Source organism: Arthrobacter sp. JUb115, from assembly GCF_004365035.1.
GTDB lineage: Bacteria > Actinomycetota > Actinomycetes > Actinomycetales > Micrococcaceae > Glutamicibacter.
On the sequence record NZ_SOBS01000003.1, the window covers coordinates 60,298 to 83,314 of the forward strand.

A 23,017-nucleotide genomic window follows, 5' to 3' on the forward strand; every position below is an offset into this window, starting at 1 on the left:
ACTGGCTCCACGCGTTCTTACGTGTGGAGCCAGTCTACTTATAGTGTTTGCTACTTGCTGACGTCTTCGCCGAAGTACTTCTCGGAGATCTTTGCCAGTTCCCCCTCGGCGCGCAGCTCCTCGAGCGCGGTGTCAATGGCCTGGGCCAGTTCAGTGGAATCCTTGCGCAGGGCTACAGCGGATTCGCTCTTCTCCTCGGATTCGGCAGCGATCTTGATGCTGTCATCCGGGTTGGTCTTCTGCGCATCCAGGAACGTCAGCTTGTCGTTCACGGTGGCATCGACACGGCCCTGCTTGAGCAGGGTGATCGACTGGGCCCAGCCTTCCACCGGCTCGACGTTCGCGCCGGCGGCCTTGGCGGTCTCGTAGAAGTTGCTGGTCAGCGACTGCGCGGTGGTCTTGCCTTCCAACGTCTCGAAAGAGGTGATCTCGCTGTTATCGCTCTTGGTCACCACCACGCCGGTGGAGACGGTGTAAGGCTCGGTGAACAGGTACTTCTCTTCGCGTTCCGGGTTGATCGAGACCTGGTTGGCGATGGCATCAAAACGCCCGGCATCCAGTCCGGCGAAGATCGCGTCCCACTGGGTTTCCTGGAACTTGACCTCGACGCCCATCTTCTCGCCGACGGCTTCGATGACCTCGACGTCGTAGCCGGTCAGCTCGTTGCCCTCGTGGTAGGAGAACGGGCGGTAGGTGCCTTCGGTGCCCACGGTCAGCACGCCCGAATCCTGGACCTTCTTCAAGGTGGCTCCGGTGTCCGCCGAGGACTTGGCGCCACCGGATTCGCTTGCGGAGGTCGATGGGCCTGCCGAGCCGCAGGCGCTCAGTGACAGGGCGATAATTGCGGCAGTAGCCAGCAGTGGTGCGGTGCGCTTCATGGTGACCTCGCTAGGGGAGTGGATAAAAGCTGTTGTCCTACTGAACACTCTAGTGATGATCGCTTATTCCTGCAGGTGGAAGTTACGCTAAATTCCGAGGACGATCGCCAGCAGCATCATCAGCGGGATCGCGCAGATGGTGGTGACCAGGACCGTGTCCTTCGCGATTACCACCCCGTGGTCATAGCGCATGGCCGTCACGAAAATGTTCTGCGCAGTTGGCAGGCCGGCCATGATGACCGACGCCACCAGCAGCTCGCCACGCAGATTGAATACCCAGTAGGCCAGTGCCCAGGCCAGGAACGGGTGGAGCAGCAGCTTGGCCCCGGCGGCGATCAGCACATCGGCGCGGCGGCCCGACTTCTTTTCCAGCGGCTTGGAACCCACCAGGGAGATGCCGAAAGCCATGAGCATGGCGGGGATCGAAGCGCCGGCGATCAGGTCGATCGGTTCGAGCACGATGGAGGGCAATTCGATGCCGGTCAGCGCGACGGCCAAGCCGAGCAGCGACCCGATGATCATCGGGTTCTTCGCGGTGGCCAGCAGCAAAGCGATCGGGGTGGTGCGGTGCCGCGAGGTGGTGGCATCCAGCATCGCCAGATTGATCGGCTGGTAGAGGGCCAACTGGAAGAGGATGATCGGTGCCGCGTAGGACATGTCGCCGAGCACGTACAACGCGATGGGCAGGCCCAAGTTGGCGGAGTTCACCGTGGAGGCGGACATTGCCGCGATGATGCTTTCCGAGGCCGGGCGCTTGAGCATCCGGGCCGTCGCCAGGTAGTAGAGCACCGCGGTCAGCGCCGCGGACAGGGCGGCAACCCAGAGCAGCGGCCCGAGCACGGAAACCGGATCGGACTCGGCCAAGGTGGTGAACAGCAGGGCGGGGCTGGCCACGAAGAAGGTGACCCGGCTGAGCACATGGCGGCCTTGCTCGCCCAGCACCCCGGTGCGGCCCACCAAGTAGCCGACGAGAATGACAACCCAAATGATGGAGAAGCCTTCGAGGACTCCGGTCATCGTGCTCCTTCGCTGGCTATCAGAAGACCAACAACGCCGGAGCACCATTGGTGCCCCGGCGTTCGCTTGAGCGGGCGACGGGAATCGAACCCGCGTATCGAGCTTGGGAAGCTAGCGCTCTACCATTGAGCTACGCCCGCAGTGCACCGAGCGGCCTATTGACGGCCCGGGCATCAAAAGCATATCCCACGAATCCCGCGCACCGGAAAACGGCACGGAAAATCGTGGCCAAAGTTACGCAATGCCTATTCGGAGGGCTTCTCGTTGAGCAGCTGCTCGCGCAGGATCGCCACCCCATCGGCCGGGACCTCGAAGCTGAGCTCGTCGCCGGGGTTCACTACGAAGCCGGTGTTCTCCAAGGCGCGCACCACGGTGGCGCCCTGGACCTTCACGCCGTAGGGCGCCATGTCGATGTACGAGGAAGGGATGCGCTCCAAGGTGGTGAAGACCGCTACCACGGCCTCGCCGGAAGGGTTGGTCAGCATCATCGGCTGGGCATTCTTGTTCTCGCCGGTGACCTCTTCACGGGAGAGGAAATACACCTCGGCGCTCATGAAAGCGCCGATGACCGAGCCGGACAGCTCAGGTTTGTTGAGCCCGGCCTGCAGCATCATTTCGAAATGCGTCTTGGGCTGTGCCCGCTGCTTGTCCATTGGCGTTTCGATGATCGCATCCGGGACCTGGTCTGGTTCTTGGCCTTCAGCGGCGGCGGAGGTGTTCTCGTTGCTCATGTACTACAGCATGTCGCGATAAACCCCCAGGTGCAAACGCCGAATGCGGTTAATTCGGGGTAAAGGCCTAAAATGGCAGATGAGCACACACGATTGAATCAAGGACTGAGCATGCCTGAATTCCGTTACGAGGATCTTCTGCCAATTGGCGAAGATACCACCCCGTACCGCAAGATTTCCTCCGAAGGTGTCGAAGTTGTCGCCGGCCCGGATGGAAAGAACTTCCTGAAGGTCGCGCCGCAGGCACTGGAGCAGCTGGCCGAGACCGCGCTGCACGACATCTCGCACTACCTTCGCCCGGCCCACCTGCAGCAGCTGCGCAATATCCTCGACGACGAGGATGCCAGCCCGAACGACAAGTTCGTCGCCCTGGACTTGCTGAAGAACGCCAACATCGCCGCCGGCGGCATCCTGCCGATGTGCCAGGACACCGGTACCGCGATCGTCATGGGCAAGCGCGGCCAGCGCGTGCTGACCGAAGAGCAGGACGAGATCTCGCTCTCGCGCGGCATCTACAACGCCTACACCCGCCTGAACCTGCGCTACTCGCAGCTGGCTCCGATCACCACCTGGGAAGAGAAGGCCACCGGCAACAACCTCCCGGCGCAGATCGACCTCTACGCGAACACCAAGGACGGCGCTGACACCAGCTACAAGTTCCTGTTCATGGCCAAGGGCGGCGGATCGGCCAACAAGTCCTTCCTGTACCAGGAGACCAAGGCGATCCTCAACGAGAACTCGATGCTGAAGTTCCTCGATGAGAAGCTGCGCTCGCTGGGCACCGCCGCGTGCCCTCCGTACCACCTGTCCATCGTCATCGGCGGCACCTCGGCCGAGATGGCGTTGAAGACCGCGAAGTACGGTTCGGCCAAGTACCTGGATTCGCTGCCGACCGAAGGCGCGATGACCGGCCGCGGCTTCCGCGACACCGAGCTGGAAGACAAGGTCCTTGAGCTGACCCGCCACTTCGGCATTGGCGCGCAGTTCGGCGGCAAGTACTTCTGCCACGATGTGCGCGTGGTGCGCCTGCCTCGCCACGGCGCCTCGCTGCCGGTGGCCATCGCAGTATCCTGCTCGGCTGACCGCCAGATGCTGGCCAAGGTCACCGAAGCGGGACTGTTCGTCGAGCAGCTGGAAACCGATCCAGCCCGCTTCATGCCGGCGGAGGACCACCCGGCCCTGGCCGCGCACGACGACGAGACCGATGGCGTCACCGGCACCGGTGGCTCTTCGGTGGTCAAGATCGACCTGAACAAGCCGATGAGCGAAATCCTGGCCGAACTGACCAAGTTCCCGGTCAAGACCCGCTTGTCGCTGTCCGGTCCACTGGTTGTGGCCCGCGATATCGCACACGCCAAGGTCAAGGAACGCCTGGATGCTGGCGAGGAAATGCCGCAATACCTCAAGGACCACCCGGTCTACTACGCAGGTCCTGCCAAGACCCCAGAAGGCATGCCTTCGGGTTCCTTCGGCCCAACCACCGCAGGCCGCATGGACTCCTACGTGGACCAGTTCCAGGCTGCCGGCGGCTCGATGGTCATGCTGGCCAAGGGCAACCGCTCCAAGCAGGTCACCGAGGCATGCAACACCCACGGCGGCTTCTACCTGGGCTCCATCGGCGGCCCGGCGGCACGCCTGGCCCAGGATTGCATCAAGAAGGTCGAGGTGCTCGAATACGAGGAACTGGGCATGGAAGCGATCTGGAAGATCGAGGTCGAGGACTTCCCGGCCTTCATCGTTGTCGATGACAAGGGCGAGGACTTCTTCGCTGAGACCTTGAAGCCGACCTTCACCGGCATTCCGGTGCGCGCGAAGTAATTTTCCAGCGCTCTGGGCAGGAACCACCTGCCATGAACTGCTCCCCAAAAGTTGGACTGTAGAAGCCAGCAACTTTTGGGGAGCATTTTCATGCCGTCCGGCGGCACGCAACCTGGAAAACCGTTCCCGGGATTGCATGCCGGTGCGGAGGGCAGATTCCAGGATGCTCCCGCAGAGGGGCAGGGTGCTGACGAAGCTACTTTGCGTGAACTTGCTGCTTCGCGTCCCGGGCACTAGTTAATATTGGACGCTAGTACTGGATGCCCCGCTGCACCATGATTCGGGCACTGCCCAACGCCCAGCGGATTGCGGGCAGAGCCGCGAAATGGCGACTCGCAGCGGCAATTTTCGTGGTTCCGGCGGTTCTGGTGGACCTGGCAGCGGCCTGTTCCAGACCGGGCTACTGGGTGAAGCCGAAGCCCCAGTCGCGGTACGGCGGAAGGAAACGCAGGACCATCAAGTCCTCGTCCACGACAACATCTTCGCCGGCCTTCTTGGATTTTTCGTGCGGCTCTTCGTCTTTGGCTTTCGCGGGTTCTTTCTCGACCGTTGCCTTTGCTTCGCTTTGCTCGGCATCCGCTATCGAGGCGGCCAGCATCTGGTGGTACTCTTCGAACGTTTCCGCTCCGGAAGCAAGCATCGCTTCGGCATGCTCGACGCCGACATAGCGCACATGCCACGGCTCGTACTTGTAGCCGGTGATCTCTTCCTTGCCCTGGGGGTAGCGGATGATCAGACCGTATTCCGCCGCGTGCTCGGCAATCCACAGGCCGGCCGGGGTCTGGCCGAATTCGGCTTTCAATTCGGCGCGGCTATCGGTGTAGCCCAGGTCTGCGGCCAAACCAAGCTGGTGCTCGCTGGTTCCGGGGCGCGCAGAAATCCGTTCGGCATAAGCGGTGCCGTACTTGGCTTGGTACTGGTTGAACAAGACCGCCTGGCGCTGGTACGAACGGTATGCGCTCAGCAGCTTGATCGAATGGCCGGCAGCGCGCGCATCAGCAATGAACACTTCAATGGCCTCTGCCGCCTCAGGACGCAGGGTCATCGAGCTGCCGGCAACACCAACTAGCTTGCCGGGAACATAGTCCTCCGGCGAAAGCTTCGTGGTGGGGTTGATCAAGGCCAAGGGGCTCGATGCCTTCGACAGCTGCGAGCTCTCGACAGCAGGCAGATCCTCGGCCGGCGCAGCGAGTGCGGCGGTGCCGGAGAGCAGCAATGCCGATGCGAGTACGGTGCCAGTCAGCGCGGAGGCTAGGCGCATGTTGAATAAACCCTTGAGTTGCGGAGCGATGATGGGAAATCCCACCTTAACAATAGCTGGAAACGCTGGGTAATTCGTGGGAAATCTGCGACCAGCTGGTGAACAGGATGCGGCCAGTGATCTCGACTCACTGTACATAATTGGCCTAATAGTTCGGCTGCCGGGGAAAGTCAGGATAAATTTATACGCGTGTTGTATTCAGATGGTGACATTCGTCGAGAAATAGCGTCCGGTGAGATTGGGCTAGAGCCCTTTGACCCGCAGATGGTCCAGCCCGCATCCGTGGATGTTCGACTTGACCGGTTCTTCCGGCTTTTCGATAACCACAAGTATGCGCACATCGATCCTTCGGTGGAGCAAGATGAACTGACGCGCCTGGTCGAGGTCGACCCCGATGAGCCATTCATCCTGCACCCGGGCGAATTCGTGCTCGGCTCGACCTACGAAGTGGTGACCTTGGGCCACGGCGTGGCCGCCCGGCTGGAAGGCAAGAGCTCCTTGGGCCGCCTTGGCCTGCTCACCCACTCCACCGCAGGGTTCATCGATCCAGGGTTCTCCGGCCACGTGACCTTGGAACTGTCCAACATGGCCACCTTGCCCATTAAGCTGTGGCCGGGATCGAAGATCGGCCAGCTGTGCTTCTTCAAGCTGACGTCGGACACCGAGCATCCGTACGGTTCGGGACCCTACGGCAACCGCTACCAGGGCCAGCGTGGCCCCACGGCTTCGCGCAGCCACCTGAACTTCCACCGGACCATCATCGAGAACTAAGCGGCAGTACCGCTCAGGATCCCGCAAACGGCGCTGGCCCCCAACATTTGTTGGGGGCCAGCGCCGTTTGCGGCTGGAAGCTACGCGGTGACCTTCTTCGGCGACCGGATTGGCAGGAGCAGGAGCAGGCCGAGCGCCAAGACCACCAGGATGCCCAGGATGCCGTAACGCTGGGCTTGGCCGGATGCCACCAGCGGGGTAGCGATGGCGATGGCTCCGGCAAACAACGCCGGTGCCAGGAAGGACACGGCGCGACCGGTGGTCGCGTACAACCCGAAGAGCTCTCCTTCGCGTCCTTCGGGAATCAAGCGCGAGAGGTAGGAGCGGGAAGCTGCCTGTGCCGGTCCGACGAACAAGCACAGCAGCAGGCCGAAGATCCAGAAGCCCGCGGCTTCGGGGGAGAAGAAGACTCCGGCGCCGGCAACCAGCAGGCCGATCAGCGAACCGACAATGACCGCCTTTGGGCCTGCCACGTCATCGATGCGGCCGCCAAGCACCGCGCCAAGGGCCGCAACGACATTGCCGACGATCGCGAAGATGATCACTTCGGTCAGTTCGAAACCGAAGGTGCCCGCGGCAATGACGCCGCCGAAGGTGAAGATGGCGGCTAGCCCGTCGCGGAAGACGGCGGAGGAGCAGAGGAAGAAGAGCAGGTTGCGGTCGCTGCGCCACAGTTCCCTGATGTTGTTGAACAGGACCTTGTAGGTAAGCATCAGCGGGATTTTCTTCGAGGTGCTCGGTGGCGATTCGGGGATGACGAAGAACAGCGGCAGCGCGAAGAGCAAGCACCAAGCGGCAGAGAACACTGCCACCCAGCGCAAGTTCAACGATTCTTCGGTGCTGGCACCTGGCCAGTCCACGATTGGCTGCACGAACAGGAAGAGCACCAGGGCGAGGGCGAGGATTCCGCCGACGTAGCCCATGCCCCAGCCGAAACCGGAGACCTTGCCGACCGTTGCCTTGGTGGAAATCTGGTTCAGCACCGCGTTGTAGTTCACGCCGGCGAATTCGCCGAAGACCGACATGGCCGCGACGAGGATCGCGCCGAACCAGAGGTAGGAAGGGTCGGGGTAGACGAAGAAGCAGGCCGCGCAGATGGCGACGAGAACCAGGGTGTTGACCACGATCCACAGCTTGCGCCGCCCGGCAACATCGGCGCGAAGCCCGGTGACGGGCACCAGCAGGGCGATGGCCAGTCCGCCGATGGCCAGTGCCTGCGAGAGGACCAGCGACGCATGGTCGGTGTCGCCGAATAGCTCGCTGGTGAGATAGACGGTGAACACGAAAGTGATCATGACAGCGTTGATCGCGGCTTGTCCCCAATCCCAGCTGGCCCACGCCCAAGTGTACTTATTAAGCCACTTTTCACGAATCGCCGACGGTTCGACCTGATTGATTCCCATGCTGGCATCGTACCTGCAACAGGTAATCAGGCGATGAATAGGAACGACCTTTTGGAGAATAGCGGCTAGCTTGGAAAATCAGCTGGTCGCGGAAAACGCAGGGAATATTCCTTAAAGGGCACATTCGTGCGATTGCAGGCAGGCCACGGCTGATAAAATTACAGATGCAGGCGCTTTTCGAAGTGCTCTGGATACTCTGCCCACCACCAGCCGACAGAGGAAAAGCGTGCTAATAATTCTCACTGCGCTGTTTGCCACCGCTGTTTTATGCCCATTAATATTCCGGGCCTTGAAACGAAACGGTTTTTACGTTGTGGCGGCCGTGCCCGCAGTGGGATTCATCTGGTTGCTGACCCGCATGCCGGCGGTGCTTTCTGCCGATAATTCCCTGGCCAATGGTGCGCCAAATGCGCCGCCATCGGTTCAAATGGAATGGATTCCCGGGCTGAATATCGCCCTGAATTTCCGCATGGATTCTTTGGCCGCGACAATCTTGCTGCTGATCCTCGGCGTGGGCGCGCTGGTGCTGTTCTATTGCGCCCGCTATTTCAAGAATGATGATCCGCAGATCGGCAGCTTCGCGGCGAAGATGGTCGCTTTCGCCGGAGCCATGACCGGCTTGGTCACGGCCGATGACATCATCATCATGTTCATCTTCTGGGAAATCACCAGCGTGCTTTCCTACCTGCTCATCGGTTTCAGCCAGGCCCTGATCACCGCGCGCCGTTCAGCCATGAACGCCCTGATCATCACGACCCTTGGCGGACTGGTGATGCTCGCCGGCATCTTGATGCTCGGCGCGGCGGCCGGCAGCTACCAGCTCTCGGAGATCATGGCATCGGCCGACGAGCTGGTGGCCTTGGGGGCCTTCACCGATGTTGCGGTGGCGCTGATTATTGTCGGGGCGATCTCCAAATCGGCCCTGGTGCCTTTCCACTTCTGGCTGCCCGGTGCGATGGCCGCTCCGACTCCGGTGTCCGCGTACCTGCACGCGGCAGCCATGGTCAAGGCCGGCGTCTACCTGATCGCCCGACTGGCCCCGGGCTTCGCCGAGACCACCCTGTGGGTCCCCATGACCGTAGGCATAGGTATTCTCACCATGCTCATCGGCGGTTACCGGGCGCTCAAGCAATACGACCTGAAGCTGATCCTGGCCTTCGGCACGGTCTCCCAGCTGGGCTTCATCATCGCGGTCTTCGGCTTCGGCACCCCCGAAGCGGCTTTTGCCGCGCTGGCCATGACGCTGGCCCACGGCCTGTTCAAGGCGACGCTGTTCCTGAGCGTGGGCATCATCGACCACAACACCGGTACCCGCGATATCCGCAAGCTCAGCGGCTTGCGCCGTGCCATGCCGATCCTGGCCACGACCACCGGCATCGCCGCGGCGTCCATGGCCGGCGTGCCGCTGCTGTTCGGCTTCGTTGCCAAGGAAGCGGTCTACGAATCGGCCCTGCACCTGGAAACCGGCTGGGGGATGGCCGCGCTCGTCGGCATCCTGATGGGTGCGGCGCTGACCATGGCCTACTCGCTGCGCTTCTTCTTCGGGGCTTTCGGCGTGAAGAAAAAGAAGTTGCCTGCGTTGCAGTGCAAGGCCCCGACACTGATCTTCCTGGCGCCCTTGCTGGTTCTTTCGGCGGCGACGCTGTTCCTGGGCCTGTACCCGCAGCTGGTGGAGCCGCTGGCCATCCACTGGTCGGCCGCGCAGGGCGGACCGGGCAAAATGCACCTGCTGCCATTTGCCGGCTTCAACGCGGCACTGGGACTGAGCGCCATTTCGGTGGGCTTGGGCCTGTGCTTCTTCTGGCTGCGTCACCGCACCGACACCGGCGCACCGCTGCGCCGCATGGTCACCTCGGCCGAGGAAATCTACCGCATGTCGGTGAACGTGCTGGACAAGGTGGCCATCTGGATCACCGGTCGCACCCAGCGTGGTTCGCTCTCCTTCTACCTGGGCGTCATCCTGGTCGTGGTGCTGGTGATCCCGCTGGCCATCGCGCTGACCGTCTACACCCCGTGGCCAACGAACTGGATCATCGCCGACCACCCGGCCCAGCTGCTGATCGGTGCGGTGATCATCGCCGGTGCGGTGGTCTCCATTACCGCGCCGAAGCGTTTCATGGCGGTGCTGATGGTTTCGGTGACCGGCTACGGCATGGTCGCGATCTTCGCCCTGCAAGGCGCCCCGGACCTGGCGCTGACCCAGCTGCTGGTGGAAACCATCGTGCTGGTTTCCTTCGTGCTCGCCTTGCGCGCCCTGCCCAAGCGACTGTGGGTGGGCCTGACCCGGATCAAGTGGGGCCGGGCCATCCTGTCGATCGCCCTGGCCGTGATGGTCGTCTACATTGCTATCGCGATGATGGCCGCCCGCAACGAGGCCCGCATTTCCCTGGCTTGGCCGGATCTGGCCTACTACGAGGGCTACGGCAAGAACATCGTCAACGTGGCCCTGGTGGACCTGCGCGTGTGGGATACCTTCGGCGAGATCACCGTGCTGGCAGCGGCTGCCACCGGTGTGGCTTCGCTGATCTTCGCCGGGCGCAGCTTCGGCAACCGGGTGCGGGCCCACCAGGTGGCACCGGGCAGCATCGACGCGGGTTCCGAAGCCATGGGCAGCAAGGACTCCAAGGAAACCGAGCTGCGCATTGCCCGCCGCTTTGCCTCCAGCTCCAACCAGGACTGGTTGATGGCTGGCAGCACCCTGGTCGCCGAGCGCCGCTCGATCATCTTTGAAGTGGTCACCCGGCTGATTTTCCACACGGTGCTGATCATGTCGGTGTACACGCTGCTGACCGGGCACAATACCCCGGGCGGCGGCTTCGCTGGCGGGCTGATCGCCGGCTTGGCGCTGACCATCCGCTACCTGGCCGGCGGCCGCGTGGAACTTTCCGAGTCGATGCGCATTGCTCCGGGCATGCTGATCGGCGGCGGCATAGCGCTAGCCGGATTGGCGGGCATCGTGCCGCTGCTGCTGGGTGATGGCATCTTCACCACCTACGCCCTGGAATTCTGGTTCTTCGGCGAGCACAAGTTCGTTTCCTCAACGATTTTCGACATTGGAGTGTATCTGGTGGTCCTTGGCCTCGTGCAGGACGTGCTGCGTTCTTTGGGCAGTGAGATTGATTCGCTCTCTGAGGGCCGCAGCCCGGTGGAGCGCCACGACGAGATCCAGGCCTCCCGGACTGGAGTTGGCCGATGAGCGTGAACATCACTTTCCTCGTAGTCACCGGCGTGCTGCTGGCGGCCGGCTTCTACCTGGTGCTCGAACGCACCCTGACCCGGGTGCTGCTGGGCATCATGCTGCTGGGCAACGGCATCAACCTGCTGATCCTCACCAGCGGCGGGCGCAAGGGCGCGGCGCCGTTGTTCAAGCCGGATGCGGCGGCCGACTCGTACTCGGACCCGCTGCCGCAGGCGCTGATCCTCACCGCCATTGTGATCACCTTCGCGGTGACCGCCTTCCTGCTGGCGATGATCTACCGGTCCTGGACCTTGACCAGCGCTGATGAGCTCACCGATGACACCGAAGATATCAAGGTGTCCCAGAAGACCGCCTACGACGAGGAAGAAGACTCGCCAGTGGCTGAGGATACGACCGAATTCGTTGATGAAGAAGGACGCCCAGTGCGCGAGGGGGAAGAGTGAATTTCCTGGATCTAGCCCCCTTGGCCGTGGTGCTGCCGATCTTCGGCGCCGGGGCAGCCTTCCTGGTCCGCCGCCAGGTCCGCCTGCAGCGCCTGATCACCATCGGCATCCTGTGCCTGACCCTGGTGCTCGAAGCGGGAATGCTCGCCGCCGTATGGGGCGGGGAGAGCTATGCCATCCATATTGGCGGCTGGGAGTCGCCCTTCGGCATCGCCCTGATGGTCGACGGGTTCAGCGCCTTCATGCTGCTGGTCTCCACCGTCGTCTCGCTGGCTGTGCTGCTCTTCGCCACCAGCCAGGGCCTGGCCGACGGGGACGAGCCCGGACCGGTGTCGATATTCCACCCGGCGTACCTGATCCTGCTGGCCGGAGTGTCCAACGCCTTCCTGGCCGCTGACCTTTTCAACTTGTACGTCGGATTCGAAATCCTGCTCACCGCCAGCTACGTGCTGCTGACCTTGGGCGGTACCGCCGAGCGCATCCGCGCCGGTACCACCTATGTGGTGGTTTCCGTGGTTTCCTCGGTGATCTTCCTGATGGCCATCGCGATGACCTATGCGGCCACCGGCACGGTGAACATGGCTGACCTTGCGGTGAAGCTGCCCGAGCTGGGCCAGGGCCCGCAGCTGATCTTGCATGTGCTGCTGCTGATCGCTTTCGGCATCAAGGCCGCGGTCTTCCCGCTGTCCCTGTGGCTGCCGGACTCCTACCCGACCGCACCGGCCCCGGTGACCGCCGTGTTCGCCGGGTTGCTGACCAAGGTGGGCGTCTACGCGATCGTCCGCACCGAAACCCTGCTCTTCCCGGGCGGCTCGGTCAACGCCGGACTGCTGGTGGTGGCCGCGCTGACCATGGTCATCGGTATCCTCGGTGCGCTGGCGCAGACGGACTTCAAGCGCATGCTTTCCTTCACGCTCACCAGCCACATCGGCTACCTGATCTTCGGCGTGGCCGTGGGCGGGCCGCTGGCCATCGCCGCGACCATCTACTACGTGGGCCACCACATCATCGTGCAGACTTCGCTGTTCATGGTGGCGGGACTGATCGAACGCCGTGCCGGTAGCTCGAATGTCACCCGGCTCGGCTCGCTGGCCAAGCTCTCCCCGGCATTGGCCCTGCTCTTCTTCATCCCGGCCATCAATCTGGGCGGCATCCCGCCGTTCTCCGGATTCCTGGGCAAATTCGGGCTATTGCATGCGGCCGCGCAGGATGCCGATCCGCTGACCTGGGTCGTGATCGGCGCCGGATTGCTGACCAGCCTGCTGACCTTGATGGCGATCATCCGCGTGTGGGCCCGTGTGTTCTGGCGCCGTGCCGCTGATGCCGAGGTGCCCAACCAGGACCTGGTGGCCGAAGCGACGCAGGTCGCCGACGAGACGTTGGCCGGCGGCGCGCAGAACCCCCGCTTGGGGTTGAAACTGGCCAAGCAGCTGGAAGCCGACTCCTTGCCGTGGGGCATGCGCTACGCCACCGGTTCGCTGGTGCTTGCGGGCATCGCCCTGACCGTCTTTGCCGGGCCGATCTTCGAATTCTGCCAGCGGGTGGCTGCGGAACTGATCGCCCGCGAACCGTATATCAGCTCGATCTTGCCATTCTGATTGGAGGGATGATGCCGAACAAGAACTTTGAACCGCGTGACCAGCGCATTGACGATGCGCTGGATACCTCCGGTGTGCGCCACCGCGCGACACTCAAGCAGGAATGGCCGCTGCTTCTGCTGCTGCTCTTTGTCTGGGGTGCTCTCTGGCAGGACTTCTCCCTGGGGAACATGGTCTTCGGCGTGATCATCGCGCTGCTGATCGTGAACCTGTTCCCGCTGCCGCCGGTGGTCCTTTCGGGCCGGATCAATGCCTGGTACTGCCTGAAGCTGTTCATCTGGTTCCTCGGACAGGTCTTCGCCGCCAGCGTCCATGTGGCCTGGCTGGCGCTGGTCCGCGGGAAGCGCACCCGCAGCGCGGTCATTGCGGTCCCGCTGCGCACCGACTCGGACCTGATCGTGATGACCGTGGGACACGTGCTCACGCTGATCCCGGGCTCCTTCGTGATCGACGTGGACCGCAGCTCGTCGACGCTGTACCTGCACTACATCGACATCGAGTCGCCTGCGGACGTGGAGAAGGCGCGTGCCGGCATCCGGGACATCGAACGCCGGCTGATCATGGCTATTGGCAGCCGAGACGAGTACGAAGCGATCAAGAGCGAATGCGGACCGAACTTTGATGCGAGGAAGGGGTAACATGCTGGATATCGTCATTTGGATCTGCGGCATCATGCTCGGGCTCGGTGCTGTCGCCTGCCTGGTCCGTGTTGCCAAGGGGCCGTCAATCCTTGACCGGGTGCTGGCCCTGGACGTGATGCTGCTGATCATCTCCGCCGCGCTGTGCCTGGAAATGGTGCTGCACAAGCACACCGACTACTTGCTGTTCGTCGTGGCCGCCTGCATGCTCGGGTTCATCGGTTCGGTGACCGTCTCGCGCTTCGTTTCGGATCAGAGGAACGCCTAATGGAAATCTTCCTCGATGTCCTCGTTGCCGTCCTGCTGATCCTTGGCTGCCTGATGTCATTGATCGCAGGTATCGGCTTGCTGACCTTCCCGGACATGCTCACCCGCATGCATGCAGCGACCAAACCGCAGGTACTCGGCTTCCTGCTGATTTTCGCTGGACTGGCCATTTACCTGCGCAGCTGGGCGGTGGTCCCGGTACTCGTGCTGGCCTGGGGAATGCAGCTATTGACCGCACCGGTTTCGGCCCACATGATTGGCCGTTCCGGCTACCGGACCAAGCACGCTGCCAAGGAAACCCTGTTCTCCGATGAGCTGAGCCACGTGGTCAACAAGGTCAACGGAACACCGCCGACCGGAACCACCCCGGTTTCCAAGACCGGATCGCCAGACGAACAAGATTGAGAAAAAGCGGGAGCCGCCCCTCTGGGCGGCTCCCGCTTTTGGCTCAACGCCGAAGCTTACTTGGTGAACTTGGCAACAACCTTGTTGGCGCTGCGGTCAGCCACCGTCTGCAGGATTGCTGCGACCAGGGCCGAAACGACTGCGAAGCCTAAGGCACGGCGGAAAGAAGCTTCCGCTGCTTCCTCAGTGCCCTTGCGTGGTGCTTTGCTGCCGGTTGCCTTCAACCAAAGGAAATCAACCAGCTTGCCGCCGAGCATGCCAGCGCCAACGGTGATACCGGTAGTGGCAAGTTTCTGCACTTTATCCATTTTTTCCTCGCGATCAAGCTCTTGACATATCGTTCCTCTGCCCAGCATACCTGCGGTATGGTGGGGGAGCAGTAATTATTCCGACAGGGGAGCGTCAGACTTTTAAAAAGTCGCAAGACGCTGAGAGTGCGATAGATCGCAGACCCTCGAACCTGCCCCGGCTAGTACCGGCGAAGGAAGTCGAGCATCTCGGATGCGGATAGGCGCGGCAGTATGCCCTCATTCCGTCCATCTCCCCTCCTTTCCACAGGAGGACCAGCAATGAACGAAACAGTTTCGAAGCAGCGGACCGGCTGGCGTGTAGTTGATATCGTCGTCGCCTCGGTGATCGCCGTCGCTTCAGGGGTCATTTTCTGGGCGTGGAGTGCCGGCTATGGCCTGTTCTCGCTCGCCTTTGCAGCTTTCCCGCCAGCCACCGCGTTGCTCACCGGCATGTGGCTCTTCCCGGCGGTGCTCGGCGCACTGATCATCCGCAAGCCAGGCGCCGCAATCTACTGCGAGCTGCTGGCCGCTGTAGTTGAAGCGCTGCTCGGCTCGCACTACGGCTTGACCGTACTGATCTCCGGCCTGGTCCAGGGCCTGGGTGCAGAGCTGGTCTTCGCAGCATTCCGCTACCGCAAGTGGAACCTGGGCGTGGCGCTGCTGGCAGGCTTGTTCGCCGGCTTGTTCGCCGGCATTTCCGAGGCCTACATCCTGGCCTACTATGTTGAGTACACCGCCGGAATGAAGATCTTCCACGTGATCGCCACCGGCATTTCCGGCGTAGTCGTCGCAGGGCTTCTGTCCTGGTTGGCCACGCGCGGACTGGCGAAGACCGGCGCTCTGAGCGCCCTGCCGAGCCGGCGTGCGCACCTGGAAAGCGCAAAATGAGTTCCTTTGCCAATTCCGGCGCAGCCTCGCTGACCCAGCGCGGTGCCGCCATCACCGCAACGGGGTTCGGCTGGCAGCACTCCGAGAGGCAGAATCCTGCCATCTCGGGACTGGACCTTGTGATCCACGCCGGTGAGAAGGTGCTGCTGGTCGGTCCATCGGGCGCCGGCAAGTCAACCTTGCTGCACGCGATGGCCGGGTTGCTGGAAGCGGATGAGGACGATCAGGTCGCTGGCCGGCTGCTCATAGATGGCAGCGATGCCTTCATCCGGAGCCACCCGGTGGGCTTGATGCAGCAAGACCCGGAAACCCAGGTAGTGCAAAGCAGGGTCGCCGATGATGTGGCCTTTGGCGCGGAGAACCTCGGAATGGATCCCGAACTGATCCGCCAGCGGATCCCCGAAGTGCTGGACGCTGTGGGTCTGGGTGCGCTGTCCTTCGAGCACCGCACCCAGCAACTTTCCGGCGGACAGAAACAGCGGTTGGCCTTGGCCGGCATTCTGGCCATGGAACCCAGCGTCATGCTGCTCGATGAACCGACTGCCAATGTGGACCCGCAGAGCATTGAGCTCTTGCGCGATGCGGTGCTGAACGCCGCCCGGCTTTCCGGTGCCACGCTGGTCGTCGTGGAACACCGGATTGAAGCCTGGGCGCAGCATGTGGACCGGGTTATCGTGCTGCAGCCCGGTGGGGGAGTCGCGCACGATCTGGACCCGCAGCAGCTGTACACCGATGAAACGGTGCGCGAGGAGCTGGCTGCTGCCGGGCTGTGGATTCCAGGCTACTTCCCGCAGGTGGCTCGGGCAACGAACGGTGCCGGTGCCATTCTGCTGGAAGCGCAGCAGCTGGTATCCGCCCGCACCGCCACGGCACCGCGCACCCAAGCGGTGGACGTGAATGTGCAAGCGGGCACCGCGACGGTGATTCGCGGTGAGAATGGCGCTGGAAAGTCGACGCTGGCCTTGACCTTGGGCGGATTGCTCGTCCCGGCCGACGGCGGGTTGGCGGCCACCGCGCAACTGGCCGACGGTCTGGGCAACTCCCCGTTTGCCTGGAAGGCCGGTGCATTGATTGGGCGGATCGGTTCGGTGTTCCAGGAACCCGAACACCAATTCGTGACCCAGAGCGTTCGGGAAGAGCTGGCTTTCGCTCCCAGCCGCGCGCAGGCCAGCAGCGCCGATGCGCCGAAATACGAGCCGGCCCAGGTCCAAGCGCGCGTGGACGCGTTGCTGGAACGCTTGGGCCTGGCGCATTTGGCAGACGCGAACCCGTTCACTCTCTCCGGGGGCGAGAAGCGGCGCTTGTCCGTGGCCACTGTTCTGGCCGCATCCCCCCAGGTGCTGATCCTCGACGAACCGACCTTCGGGCAGGATGCGAATACGTGGAGGGAACTGGCCGGGCTGCTGGTTGAGGAATTGCAGCAGGGCACCGCGATCATTGCTGTGACCCACGACGATCACTTTGCCTCGGTGCTCAAAGCAAGGGACCTGGTGCTCACTGCCGGCACCCCGGAAGCTGGTACCCCGCGACAGGGGCCGGTGCTTGATGCGCCGGTAGGGCATAGCTGGTTGGCGAAGATCAATCCGCTGGCCAAGCTCGGTGCGGTGGCTGCGGCAACACTGCCGTTGATCACCACCTTGGATTGGGTTTCGGCGCTGGTCGTGATCGTGGCGACCGTGGTGTTCTTCCCCCTGGCAGGGCTGAGTCCGCTGAAATTCCTCAAGCGCGCGTGGCCACTGCTGATTGCCGGAATCCTTGCGGCGTGGGGCATCGCCTTGGTGGGCCAGGATAGCGGCATGGTCTACGCCCAATTCGGCGCCTTCAGCATCACCGAGGGATCGGTGGCCGGGGGCATTGCCACCGGACTGCGCGCTTTCGCGCTGGCCATCCCGTGCATCTTGCTGCTGGCCACCACGAATCCAAGCGATTTGGGCGGGGCGCTGTCTCAGCAGCTGAAGGTACCCCACCGGTTTGTGCTCGGGGCCTTGGCCGGCATGCGATTGCTCGGGTTGATGGTGGAAGAATTCACCACGCTCACGCTGGCCCGGCGCGCTCGCGGTGTCGGGAACTTCGGCACCGTGGGCCAACGCATCAAGGCAACCCTCGGCCAGGTGCTGGCCTTGCTGGTGCAAGCGATTCGCCGCGCCGGACGGTTGGCCACCACGATGGAGGCCAAGGGGTTTGGCACGGCCAAGCGCACATGGATTCGCACGGCCACCTTCACCTGGCGTGATGGCATGGTGCTGGCCACGGGGATCCTGTTTGGCACGGCCGCAATGGCTGCGGCCGTGCTGGCAGGGACCTACAACTTGGTGTGGTCCTAGCGGATTGCTTCGCTCAGGGCGCTGAGCTCTTCATGGAGCTCAGCGTCCAGGCGCAACGGCTTGGCATCGATGGTGCGCACCGGGGTCAGCAGGCGGATGGAGGAAACCAGCCACACGCCATCGGCCTGGTACAGGTCTTCCGGGCGCAACGGGCCGTAGCCCAGCTCCCAGCCATCCTGGGCCGCGGCGTCGAAAATGGCGCTTTGCGTGGTGCCTGGCAGGATGCCGGTTTCAAGCATCGGGGTCAGCAGCCGCTTGGTCTCGCCATCGCGCTGGGCTACCAGCACGGTCGAGGTCGGAGCTTCCAGGATGATCCCGTCGGCGGAGGTGAAAATGACATCATGGGCGCCGTGCTTGTGCGCGTAGCGCAGGGCGGCCATGTTGATCGAATAGGAAAGGGTCTTGGCGCCCATCATGAGCCATGGCGCACGTTCGGCCAGCTTCGAGTCGTAGCCGCGATCCAGCATCAGGACATCCACACCGGTTTCACGCTGTTCCCTGCCCAAAGCCGGGGCAGGGGTCACGGTGACCCAGCAAATGGCAGGATCATTGTCGTGCTCGCCGCGCGCGGCGACCAGCTTGACCACCGCTTCTTCAGCGCCGCCGGTGGCATCGAAATCGGCCACAGCGGTATCTACCGCGGCAAACCAGCTGCGCGCATCGGGAATGGCCAAGTCGGCAACTTCAGCCGAGGTCGCCAAGCGTGCCAGGTGCGCTTCGAATTTGCGTACGGCCTGGTTGGTGTAGAGCATCGATTCAAAGATGCCATCACCTCGCGTCACTCCCTGTGCTGTGACCAGAAGTTGCGGTGCAGTGATGTCTGCAAGACGACCAGCCGGATAGGCCGGATCCAAGAATACAAGTGAGCTCATAAAGACAGATTATCGAACCCCAGCGTCTTCTGCGCGATTTCTGCAGGCGGAGATTCAGACAAGTCCGGCAATGTTCGATAAGCTAAGCGAAGGATTTTGGCCTGTACATCGCAGATCAGAGGCCGATAATGCCGAATTCGCGGGGTGTAGCCAAGGGGGTGCCCGAGTGTGGCCAAGTAATGAAGTCTTCTTGCAGATTGGCGGCGTTCTCTGGAGCGTGCTGGTCGCAATAGAGCTAGCGGTTCGCTACTTCATGATCGGCATCGTTCCGGGCAACCGGCGCCCCACCACCGCCATGGCATGGCTATTGGCTATCTTCTTCCTGCCCGTTGTGGGACTTGTCGCATACTGGCTTTTCGCCAATCCGCACCTGTCGCGCCGCCGCTTGGAAAAGCAACGGCGTGCGCACGATGAAATCATGAAGGCCACGAGCCACATGCAGCTGCCCGAAGAATTCCATTCCCAGGAGGAATGGGTCGAATCGGCAGTCATGCTCAACCGCAATCTTGGTGCCATGCCGCTGGAAGGCGGCAACCAGGTAGAGGTCATTTCCGATTACCGGGCTTCGCTCGATGCCATGCGCAAGGAAATCGATAACGCCACCCGCTATGTGCACATCCAGTTCTACATCATGGGCGATGACCCGGATTATGTTGGACCGGTACTCGATGCGCTGGAAGCGGCCGCGGAGCGCGGCGTGCACGTCCGGTTGCTCTTCGACCACCTGGGAACCTTGCGCGTCAAGGGCTACAAGGATTTCAAGAAGCGGCTGAAGAAATCCGGTATCAACTGGCGCCCGATGCTGCCCATCGACCTGATCGGCCGTCGTTGGCGCCGCCCGGATCTGCGCAACCACCGCAAGATCCTCGTTGTTGATGGCGAGGTGGCCTTCACCGGAAGCCAGAACCTGATTGAACCCGGCTACAAGCGCGAGTCCTCGCATAAGGTGGGCCGCGAATGGGTTGAAATGATGCTCCGGGTCGAAGGTCCGCTGGTGCGCAGCCTCGACGTCACTTTCGCTACCGACTGGTGGCAGGAGGACGACGACCAGGAAGTGCTGATGGACATGGCCGAGGCCCGCCACCCGCTGGCCTATGAGGAACGTCCCGGTTCCACCCTGGCGCAGCTGCTGCCCAGCGGCCCCGGATACGGTACCGAGAACAACCTCAGGCTGTTCAATACGCTGATCTATTCTGCCTCCGAACGCCTGGAAATCACCAGCCCCTACTTCGTTCCAGACGATTCGCTGCTCTATGCCATCACCACTGCCGCCCAGCGCGGAGTAGAAGTGGAATTGTATGTTTGCGAAGAGGGCGACCAGTTCCTGGTGCACCACGCGCAGCAGTCCTACTACCAGCAGCTGCTGGAAGCCGGCGTGCGCATTCACCGCTACCCGGCACCGATGGTGCTGCATACCAAGTGCTTCACCGTGGATAACGACGTGGCCGTGGTGGGATCCTCGAATATGGACATGCGCTCATTCAGCCTGAACATGGAAATTTCCGTGATGCTGCTGGGCAAGGAAATGGTCGATGCGGTTAACCAGGTGCAGAACCACTACCGCGGGATTTCCTCGGAAATCACCCTCTCGCAGTGGCGCCGCCGTCCTCGCATGCAACGCTGGATCGACAATGTGGCTCGCTTGACGGCCACCTTGCAATAATCTTGACGGCCACCTTGCAATAATTCAGTTGGCTTAAGTGTCTTGCGGGAAACTGGCGCCCAGTGCTTGAAGCACGCCGCGGGATTTGGTGATGACCTCGTCCCACTCTTCAGCGGGCACCGAATCAGCGGTGATTGCCCCGCCAAGGCCCAGGCTCAACCGCCATGACTGGTCAGCTAGCCGGTCGCACACCAGGGTTCGGATCACCACGGAGAAATCGGCGGCACCATCAGCACCCAGATACCCCACGGCCCCGGAGTACAGGCCGCGGGCACGGTGCTCTTCGAGCTCATCCAAGATGCTCATCGTGGACAGCTTCGGTGCACCGGTCATGGAGCCCGGCGGGAAAGCTTCGCGCAGGGCTTCGGCGGCCAGCTGCGGGGCGGATAGCGTGGCGTCGATGGTGGAGACCATCTGGTGCACTGTCGCGTAGGTTTCCACCGCGCACAGCCGGGCAACCTTCACCGACCCGGGAACCGCATGGTGCGACAGGTCGTTGCGCAACAGGTCAACGATCATGATGTTCTCGGCCCGGTCCTTGGGATGGGTGGCCAGATCATGCTTCAACGCGAGATCTGATTCTTCATTTTCGCCACGCGGCCGGGTGCCCTTGATCGGCTCGGCCCGCAACTGCCCGTCCTTGGACAGCGCGAGGAACCGTTCCGGTGAAATGCTGGCGATTTGGAGATCAGTGAAACGCAGGTAGTGGGCAAACGGTGCAGGGCTGGAGCGGCGCATCCGGCAGTAGGCCTCGAACGGATCGAACAGTTCGGCATGGGCCGTCAGTTCGGTAGTCAGGCAAACTTCGTAGGTGTTGCCTTCATAGATCTCGCGTTGGGCCTGGCGTATCTTCTGCTTGTAGCCGGATTCGGTATCCGCGCAGCTGAACTGCGGGATAGGCAACGGGTGGTGGGCGCGCAGTTCTGGAGGATTGCCCAACCGGATGCTCAGCGCTGCTGCCGGTTCGCTAATGCTGTGCAGATGCATCTGGCCTTCTTGATGGTCAATGACCACCACGGTATCCGGCGCAAAGAACTGGGCATCGGGGCGCACCCGCCCGGGTTCAACCACTGCCTGCAGATCCGCGGCGCCGAGCTCGCGCTTGAGCTCATAACCGAGGTACCCCACCCATGCCGGCAGCGGGTAGCCGACTTTAGCGGTGGTTCCGGCAGGCCAGAGGCCTGCCAGCGCGCGGAAGAAATCCTCGCCCAGCCGTACTTGCGCTCCGGGCAAGCTGACGGTGGTGCCGTGGCTGGTGGCGCTCAGTACCGGGGGCTGTTCTGCCGCCGAAAGCGCGATCAACGAATAGCGGTTGCGTCCCAACGGGTCGCTAAGCTTATGGCTTGTTGATTCCAGTAGTGCGGCATGCGGAAGGGACCGGGCCAGTTCCTCGAAGAGTGACGCCGTATCGGCTGGCGCCTCGTAGCTCTGGCGGAAGGTTGGGGCAGTGGGGGACTGGTTGGAGCGGAGGCAAAGCTGGCGCATCATGGCCGGCAGGTAGCGGCAGGAACGCGCCCAGATCTCGATGGGGTCGTGGTCGCCAGCGGCATCAATGATCAGGGTTGCTGCGGCGTGCGGCTGATGGGCCAGCAGGTACCGTTCCTCTTGTTCGGCCCACATCTGCCAGTACGGACGGTAGGCCTGTCCATCGCGTGCCAGCGCCCGATCGCGGCGGAAGCTTTCGGGTGCTTCCAGCCAGATCCCGATATCGAGGAATTCTCGGGCGTCGGAATGGATCGCTCCTACGCCTTCGATGATCACTACCTCGGCCGGAGTGAAGTTCTTGGATGCGCCAAGGGCACCCGCGGCCCAATCCCAGGTGGGGTAGGTGATCGTGTTGCCTGCTGCGAGCTGAGGCAGGATCCGGTGGTAGAGATCGAAGGACCGGTGCAGCCCGTCCCAACCGTGGTAGAGCTCTTCAAGGCGCAAAATAGCTACGGAGGCGGTGGCTTCCAGGTATTTCGCTAGGTCTGTTGCAAAGGTGCTTTTGCCGGATCCGGAACGCCCGTCAATGGCAATCAGCGTTGGTCTAGCGGTTTCCACGAGAGGCGATGTTACTCCGCACGTAATCTACAAGGGCAGGCAGGGAAGCAGAAATGAGTTTCCAGGTCTCGCGGAAGTCTCCGGCATCACCGTACCAGGGGTCATAGATGCCCTGCTGGTCGTGCGGGGAGCTCGCGGTTCCCGGATCAAAGGAACGGAACATCCGCAGTTGCGGACGTTCGCTCGGATCGATTTCGGCCAATTCGGGAACGAGTTCCTCGAAGTGGTCGGTGTCCATCGCCAGTACGAGATCCATCTTGGCGATTTCGTCCGAGTCGATCTGGGCGGCAATGTGCTCAGATGCATCAAGTCCATGGCTGCGCAGAGTACTGGCAGCACGCTCATCGATGCGCTTGCCGACTTCACCATCGGTGATGGCTCGCGATATGACCTCGACCTGCGAGACCTCGGCATCCTTGAGCGCATTCTTGAGCATGTACTCGGCCATAGGCGAACGGCAAATATTTCCCGTGCACACGATCATTATCCGGAACATGGCATCAGTCTA

20 protein-coding genes, 1 tRNA gene and 1 riboswitch are annotated in these 23,017 nt (G+C 62.3%); of the genes, 11 read left to right on the forward strand and 10 right to left on the reverse strand.

Annotated elements, in window-relative coordinates:
• Positions 1–50 precede the first annotated feature (50 nt).
• The 4 genes from EDF61_RS05765 to EDF61_RS05780 all read right to left on the reverse strand — a co-directional run bounded on the left by EDF61_RS05765 (position 51) and on the right by EDF61_RS05780 (position 2,626).
• Positions 51–878 (reverse strand): amino acid ABC transporter substrate-binding protein, encoded by an 828-nt coding sequence (locus EDF61_RS05765; RefSeq protein WP_105657024.1) that lies wholly within the window; start codon positions 876–878, stop codon positions 51–53.
• A gap of 87 nt (positions 879–965) precedes the next feature.
• Positions 966–1,895, reverse strand: a complete 930-nt coding sequence (locus tag EDF61_RS05770) for an AEC family transporter (RefSeq protein ID WP_133833550.1) — start codon at positions 1,893–1,895, stop codon at positions 966–968.
• A gap of 69 nt (positions 1,896–1,964) precedes the next feature.
• Positions 1,965–2,035, reverse strand: a tRNA-Gly gene (locus tag EDF61_RS05775).
• A gap of 105 nt (positions 2,036–2,140) precedes the next feature.
• Complete coding sequence (locus tag EDF61_RS05780) at positions 2,141–2,626, reverse strand: SseB family protein (RefSeq protein ID WP_105662527.1); 486 nt, start codon at positions 2,624–2,626, stop codon at positions 2,141–2,143.
• A 111-nt stretch (positions 2,627–2,737) separates the two neighbouring features.
• Between EDF61_RS05780 and EDF61_RS05785 the strand changes: the two genes are divergently transcribed.
• The gene (locus tag EDF61_RS05785; protein ID WP_133833551.1) at positions 2,738–4,444 is read left to right on the forward strand and encodes a fumarate hydratase; all 1,707 of its coding nucleotides are present in this window, start codon (positions 2,738–2,740) and stop codon (positions 4,442–4,444) included.
• A gap of 400 nt (positions 4,445–4,844) precedes the next feature.
• Here the strand turns inward: EDF61_RS05785 and EDF61_RS05790 are convergent, their stop codons facing one another.
• Positions 4,845–5,705: a M15 family metallopeptidase gene (locus EDF61_RS05790; RefSeq protein ID WP_166650712.1), complete on the reverse strand. Its 861-nt coding sequence runs from the start codon at positions 5,703–5,705 to the stop codon at positions 4,845–4,847.
• Positions 5,706–5,894: 189 nt separating this feature from the next.
• Between EDF61_RS05790 and dcd the strand changes: the two genes are divergently transcribed.
• On the forward strand, positions 5,895–6,476 hold the full coding sequence (dcd, locus tag EDF61_RS05795) for a dCTP deaminase (RefSeq protein WP_013349886.1): 582 nt from the start codon (positions 5,895–5,897) through the stop codon (positions 6,474–6,476).
• A gap of 80 nt (positions 6,477–6,556) precedes the next feature.
• On the opposite strand, the gene EDF61_RS05800 is transcribed toward dcd, so the two are convergent.
• A complete protein-coding gene (locus EDF61_RS05800; protein ID WP_133833553.1) occupies positions 6,557–7,879 on the reverse strand; it encodes an MFS transporter in 1,323 nt (440 codons plus the stop codon).
• 226 nt (positions 7,880–8,105) lie between these two features.
• On the opposite strand from EDF61_RS05800, the gene EDF61_RS05805 reads away from it, so the two are divergent.
• From EDF61_RS05805 to mnhG, 6 genes are read left to right on the forward strand one after another with little or no spacing between them, the layout of a single operon-like run.
• Positions 8,106–11,075, forward strand: coding sequence for a Na+/H+ antiporter subunit A (locus EDF61_RS05805; RefSeq protein ID WP_105657018.1), 2,970 nt, complete (start codon positions 8,106–8,108; stop codon positions 11,073–11,075).
• Positions 11,072–11,521, forward strand: a complete 450-nt coding sequence (locus EDF61_RS05810; protein WP_105657017.1) for a Na(+)/H(+) antiporter subunit C — start codon at positions 11,072–11,074, stop codon at positions 11,519–11,521. The genes EDF61_RS05805 and EDF61_RS05810 overlap by 4 nt, the downstream gene beginning before the upstream one ends.
• Complete coding sequence (locus tag EDF61_RS05815; protein ID WP_133833554.1) at positions 11,518–13,119, forward strand: Na+/H+ antiporter subunit D; 1,602 nt, start codon at positions 11,518–11,520, stop codon at positions 13,117–13,119. The genes EDF61_RS05810 and EDF61_RS05815 overlap by 4 nt, the downstream gene beginning before the upstream one ends.
• 8 nt (positions 13,120–13,127) lie before the next feature.
• Entirely contained in the window at positions 13,128–13,757 is a 630-nt protein-coding gene (locus tag EDF61_RS05820; RefSeq protein WP_105657015.1) for a Na+/H+ antiporter subunit E, read from the forward strand.
• 1 nt (position 13,758) lies between these two features.
• Positions 13,759–14,025, forward strand: a complete 267-nt coding sequence (locus tag EDF61_RS05825) for an MrpF/PhaF family protein (RefSeq protein WP_105657014.1) — start codon at positions 13,759–13,761, stop codon at positions 14,023–14,025.
• On the forward strand, positions 14,025–14,429 hold the full coding sequence (gene mnhG / locus EDF61_RS05830) for a monovalent cation/H(+) antiporter subunit G (protein WP_105657013.1): 405 nt from the start codon (positions 14,025–14,027) through the stop codon (positions 14,427–14,429). The genes EDF61_RS05825 and mnhG overlap by 1 nt, the downstream gene beginning before the upstream one ends.
• A gap of 56 nt (positions 14,430–14,485) precedes the next feature.
• On the opposite strand, the gene EDF61_RS05835 is transcribed toward mnhG, so the two are convergent.
• The gene (locus EDF61_RS05835) at positions 14,486–14,728 is read right to left on the reverse strand and encodes a DUF4235 domain-containing protein (RefSeq protein WP_105657090.1); all 243 of its coding nucleotides are present in this window, start codon (positions 14,726–14,728) and stop codon (positions 14,486–14,488) included.
• An 84-nt stretch (positions 14,729–14,812) separates the two neighbouring features.
• Positions 14,813–14,933: riboswitch (TPP riboswitch) on the forward strand.
• A gap of 65 nt (positions 14,934–14,998) precedes the next feature.
• Here EDF61_RS05835 and EDF61_RS05840 point away from each other — a divergent pair.
• Both EDF61_RS05840 and EDF61_RS05845 read left to right on the forward strand, forming a co-directional pair.
• Positions 14,999–15,607, forward strand: coding sequence for an ECF transporter S component (locus EDF61_RS05840; RefSeq protein ID WP_105657012.1), 609 nt, complete (start codon positions 14,999–15,001; stop codon positions 15,605–15,607).
• The gene (locus EDF61_RS05845) at positions 15,604–17,931 is read left to right on the forward strand and encodes an ATP-binding cassette domain-containing protein (RefSeq protein WP_133833555.1); all 2,328 of its coding nucleotides are present in this window, start codon (positions 15,604–15,606) and stop codon (positions 17,929–17,931) included. The genes EDF61_RS05840 and EDF61_RS05845 overlap by 4 nt, the downstream gene beginning before the upstream one ends.
• Here the strand turns inward: EDF61_RS05845 and EDF61_RS05850 are convergent.
• The gene (locus EDF61_RS05850; protein ID WP_105657010.1) at positions 17,928–18,803 is read right to left on the reverse strand and encodes an aminodeoxychorismate lyase; all 876 of its coding nucleotides are present in this window, start codon (positions 18,801–18,803) and stop codon (positions 17,928–17,930) included. The genes EDF61_RS05845 and EDF61_RS05850 overlap by 4 nt on opposite strands.
• 166 nt (positions 18,804–18,969) lie before the next feature.
• Here EDF61_RS05850 and cls point away from each other — a divergent pair, with 166 nt between their 5' ends.
• Entirely contained in the window at positions 18,970–20,466 is a 1,497-nt protein-coding gene (cls, locus tag EDF61_RS05855; protein WP_286134130.1) for a cardiolipin synthase, read from the forward strand.
• A 33-nt stretch (positions 20,467–20,499) separates the two neighbouring features.
• On the opposite strand, the gene EDF61_RS05860 is transcribed toward cls, so the two are convergent.
• On the reverse strand, positions 20,500–22,509 hold the full coding sequence (locus EDF61_RS05860; RefSeq protein WP_133833556.1) for a chorismate-binding protein: 2,010 nt from the start codon (positions 22,507–22,509) through the stop codon (positions 20,500–20,502).
• Complete coding sequence (locus tag EDF61_RS05865) at positions 22,496–23,005, reverse strand: low molecular weight protein-tyrosine-phosphatase (RefSeq protein WP_105657007.1); 510 nt, start codon at positions 23,003–23,005, stop codon at positions 22,496–22,498. The genes EDF61_RS05860 and EDF61_RS05865 overlap by 14 nt, the downstream gene beginning before the upstream one ends.
• Positions 23,006–23,017 lie beyond the last annotated feature (12 nt).

Excerpts from the sequence above, each read along its gene's own strand:
- EDF61_RS05790 (WP_166650712.1), bottom strand. The coding sequence starts at position 5,705 with ATGCGCCTAGCCTCCGCGCTGACTGGCACCGTACTCGCATCGGCATTG.
- EDF61_RS05765 (WP_105657024.1), bottom strand. The coding sequence starts at position 878 with ATGAAGCGCACCGCACCACTGCTGGCTACTGCCGCAATTATCGCCCTG.
- mnhG (WP_105657013.1), top strand. The coding sequence starts at position 14,025 with ATGGAAATCTTCCTCGATGTCCTCGTTGCCGTCCTGCTGATCCTTGGC.
- EDF61_RS05850 (WP_105657010.1), bottom strand. The coding sequence starts at position 18,803 with ATGAGCTCACTTGTATTCTTGGATCCGGCCTATCCGGCTGGTCGTCTT.
- EDF61_RS05810 (WP_105657017.1), top strand. The coding sequence starts at position 11,072 with ATGAGCGTGAACATCACTTTCCTCGTAGTCACCGGCGTGCTGCTGGCG.
- EDF61_RS05820 (WP_105657015.1), top strand. The coding sequence starts at position 13,128 with ATGATGCCGAACAAGAACTTTGAACCGCGTGACCAGCGCATTGACGAT.
- EDF61_RS05865 (WP_105657007.1), bottom strand. The coding sequence starts at position 23,005 with ATGTTCCGGATAATGATCGTGTGCACGGGAAATATTTGCCGTTCGCCT.
- EDF61_RS05785 (WP_133833551.1), top strand. The coding sequence starts at position 2,738 with ATGCCTGAATTCCGTTACGAGGATCTTCTGCCAATTGGCGAAGATACC.
- EDF61_RS05800 (WP_133833553.1), bottom strand. The coding sequence starts at position 7,879 with ATGGGAATCAATCAGGTCGAACCGTCGGCGATTCGTGAAAAGTGGCTT.
- EDF61_RS05770 (WP_133833550.1), bottom strand. The coding sequence starts at position 1,895 with ATGACCGGAGTCCTCGAAGGCTTCTCCATCATTTGGGTTGTCATTCTC.
- EDF61_RS05845 (WP_133833555.1), top strand. The coding sequence starts at position 15,604 with ATGAGTTCCTTTGCCAATTCCGGCGCAGCCTCGCTGACCCAGCGCGGT.
- EDF61_RS05825 (WP_105657014.1), top strand. The coding sequence starts at position 13,759 with ATGCTGGATATCGTCATTTGGATCTGCGGCATCATGCTCGGGCTCGGT.
- EDF61_RS05780 (WP_105662527.1), bottom strand. The coding sequence starts at position 2,626 with ATGAGCAACGAGAACACCTCCGCCGCCGCTGAAGGCCAAGAACCAGAC.
- EDF61_RS05840 (WP_105657012.1), top strand. The coding sequence starts at position 14,999 with ATGAACGAAACAGTTTCGAAGCAGCGGACCGGCTGGCGTGTAGTTGAT.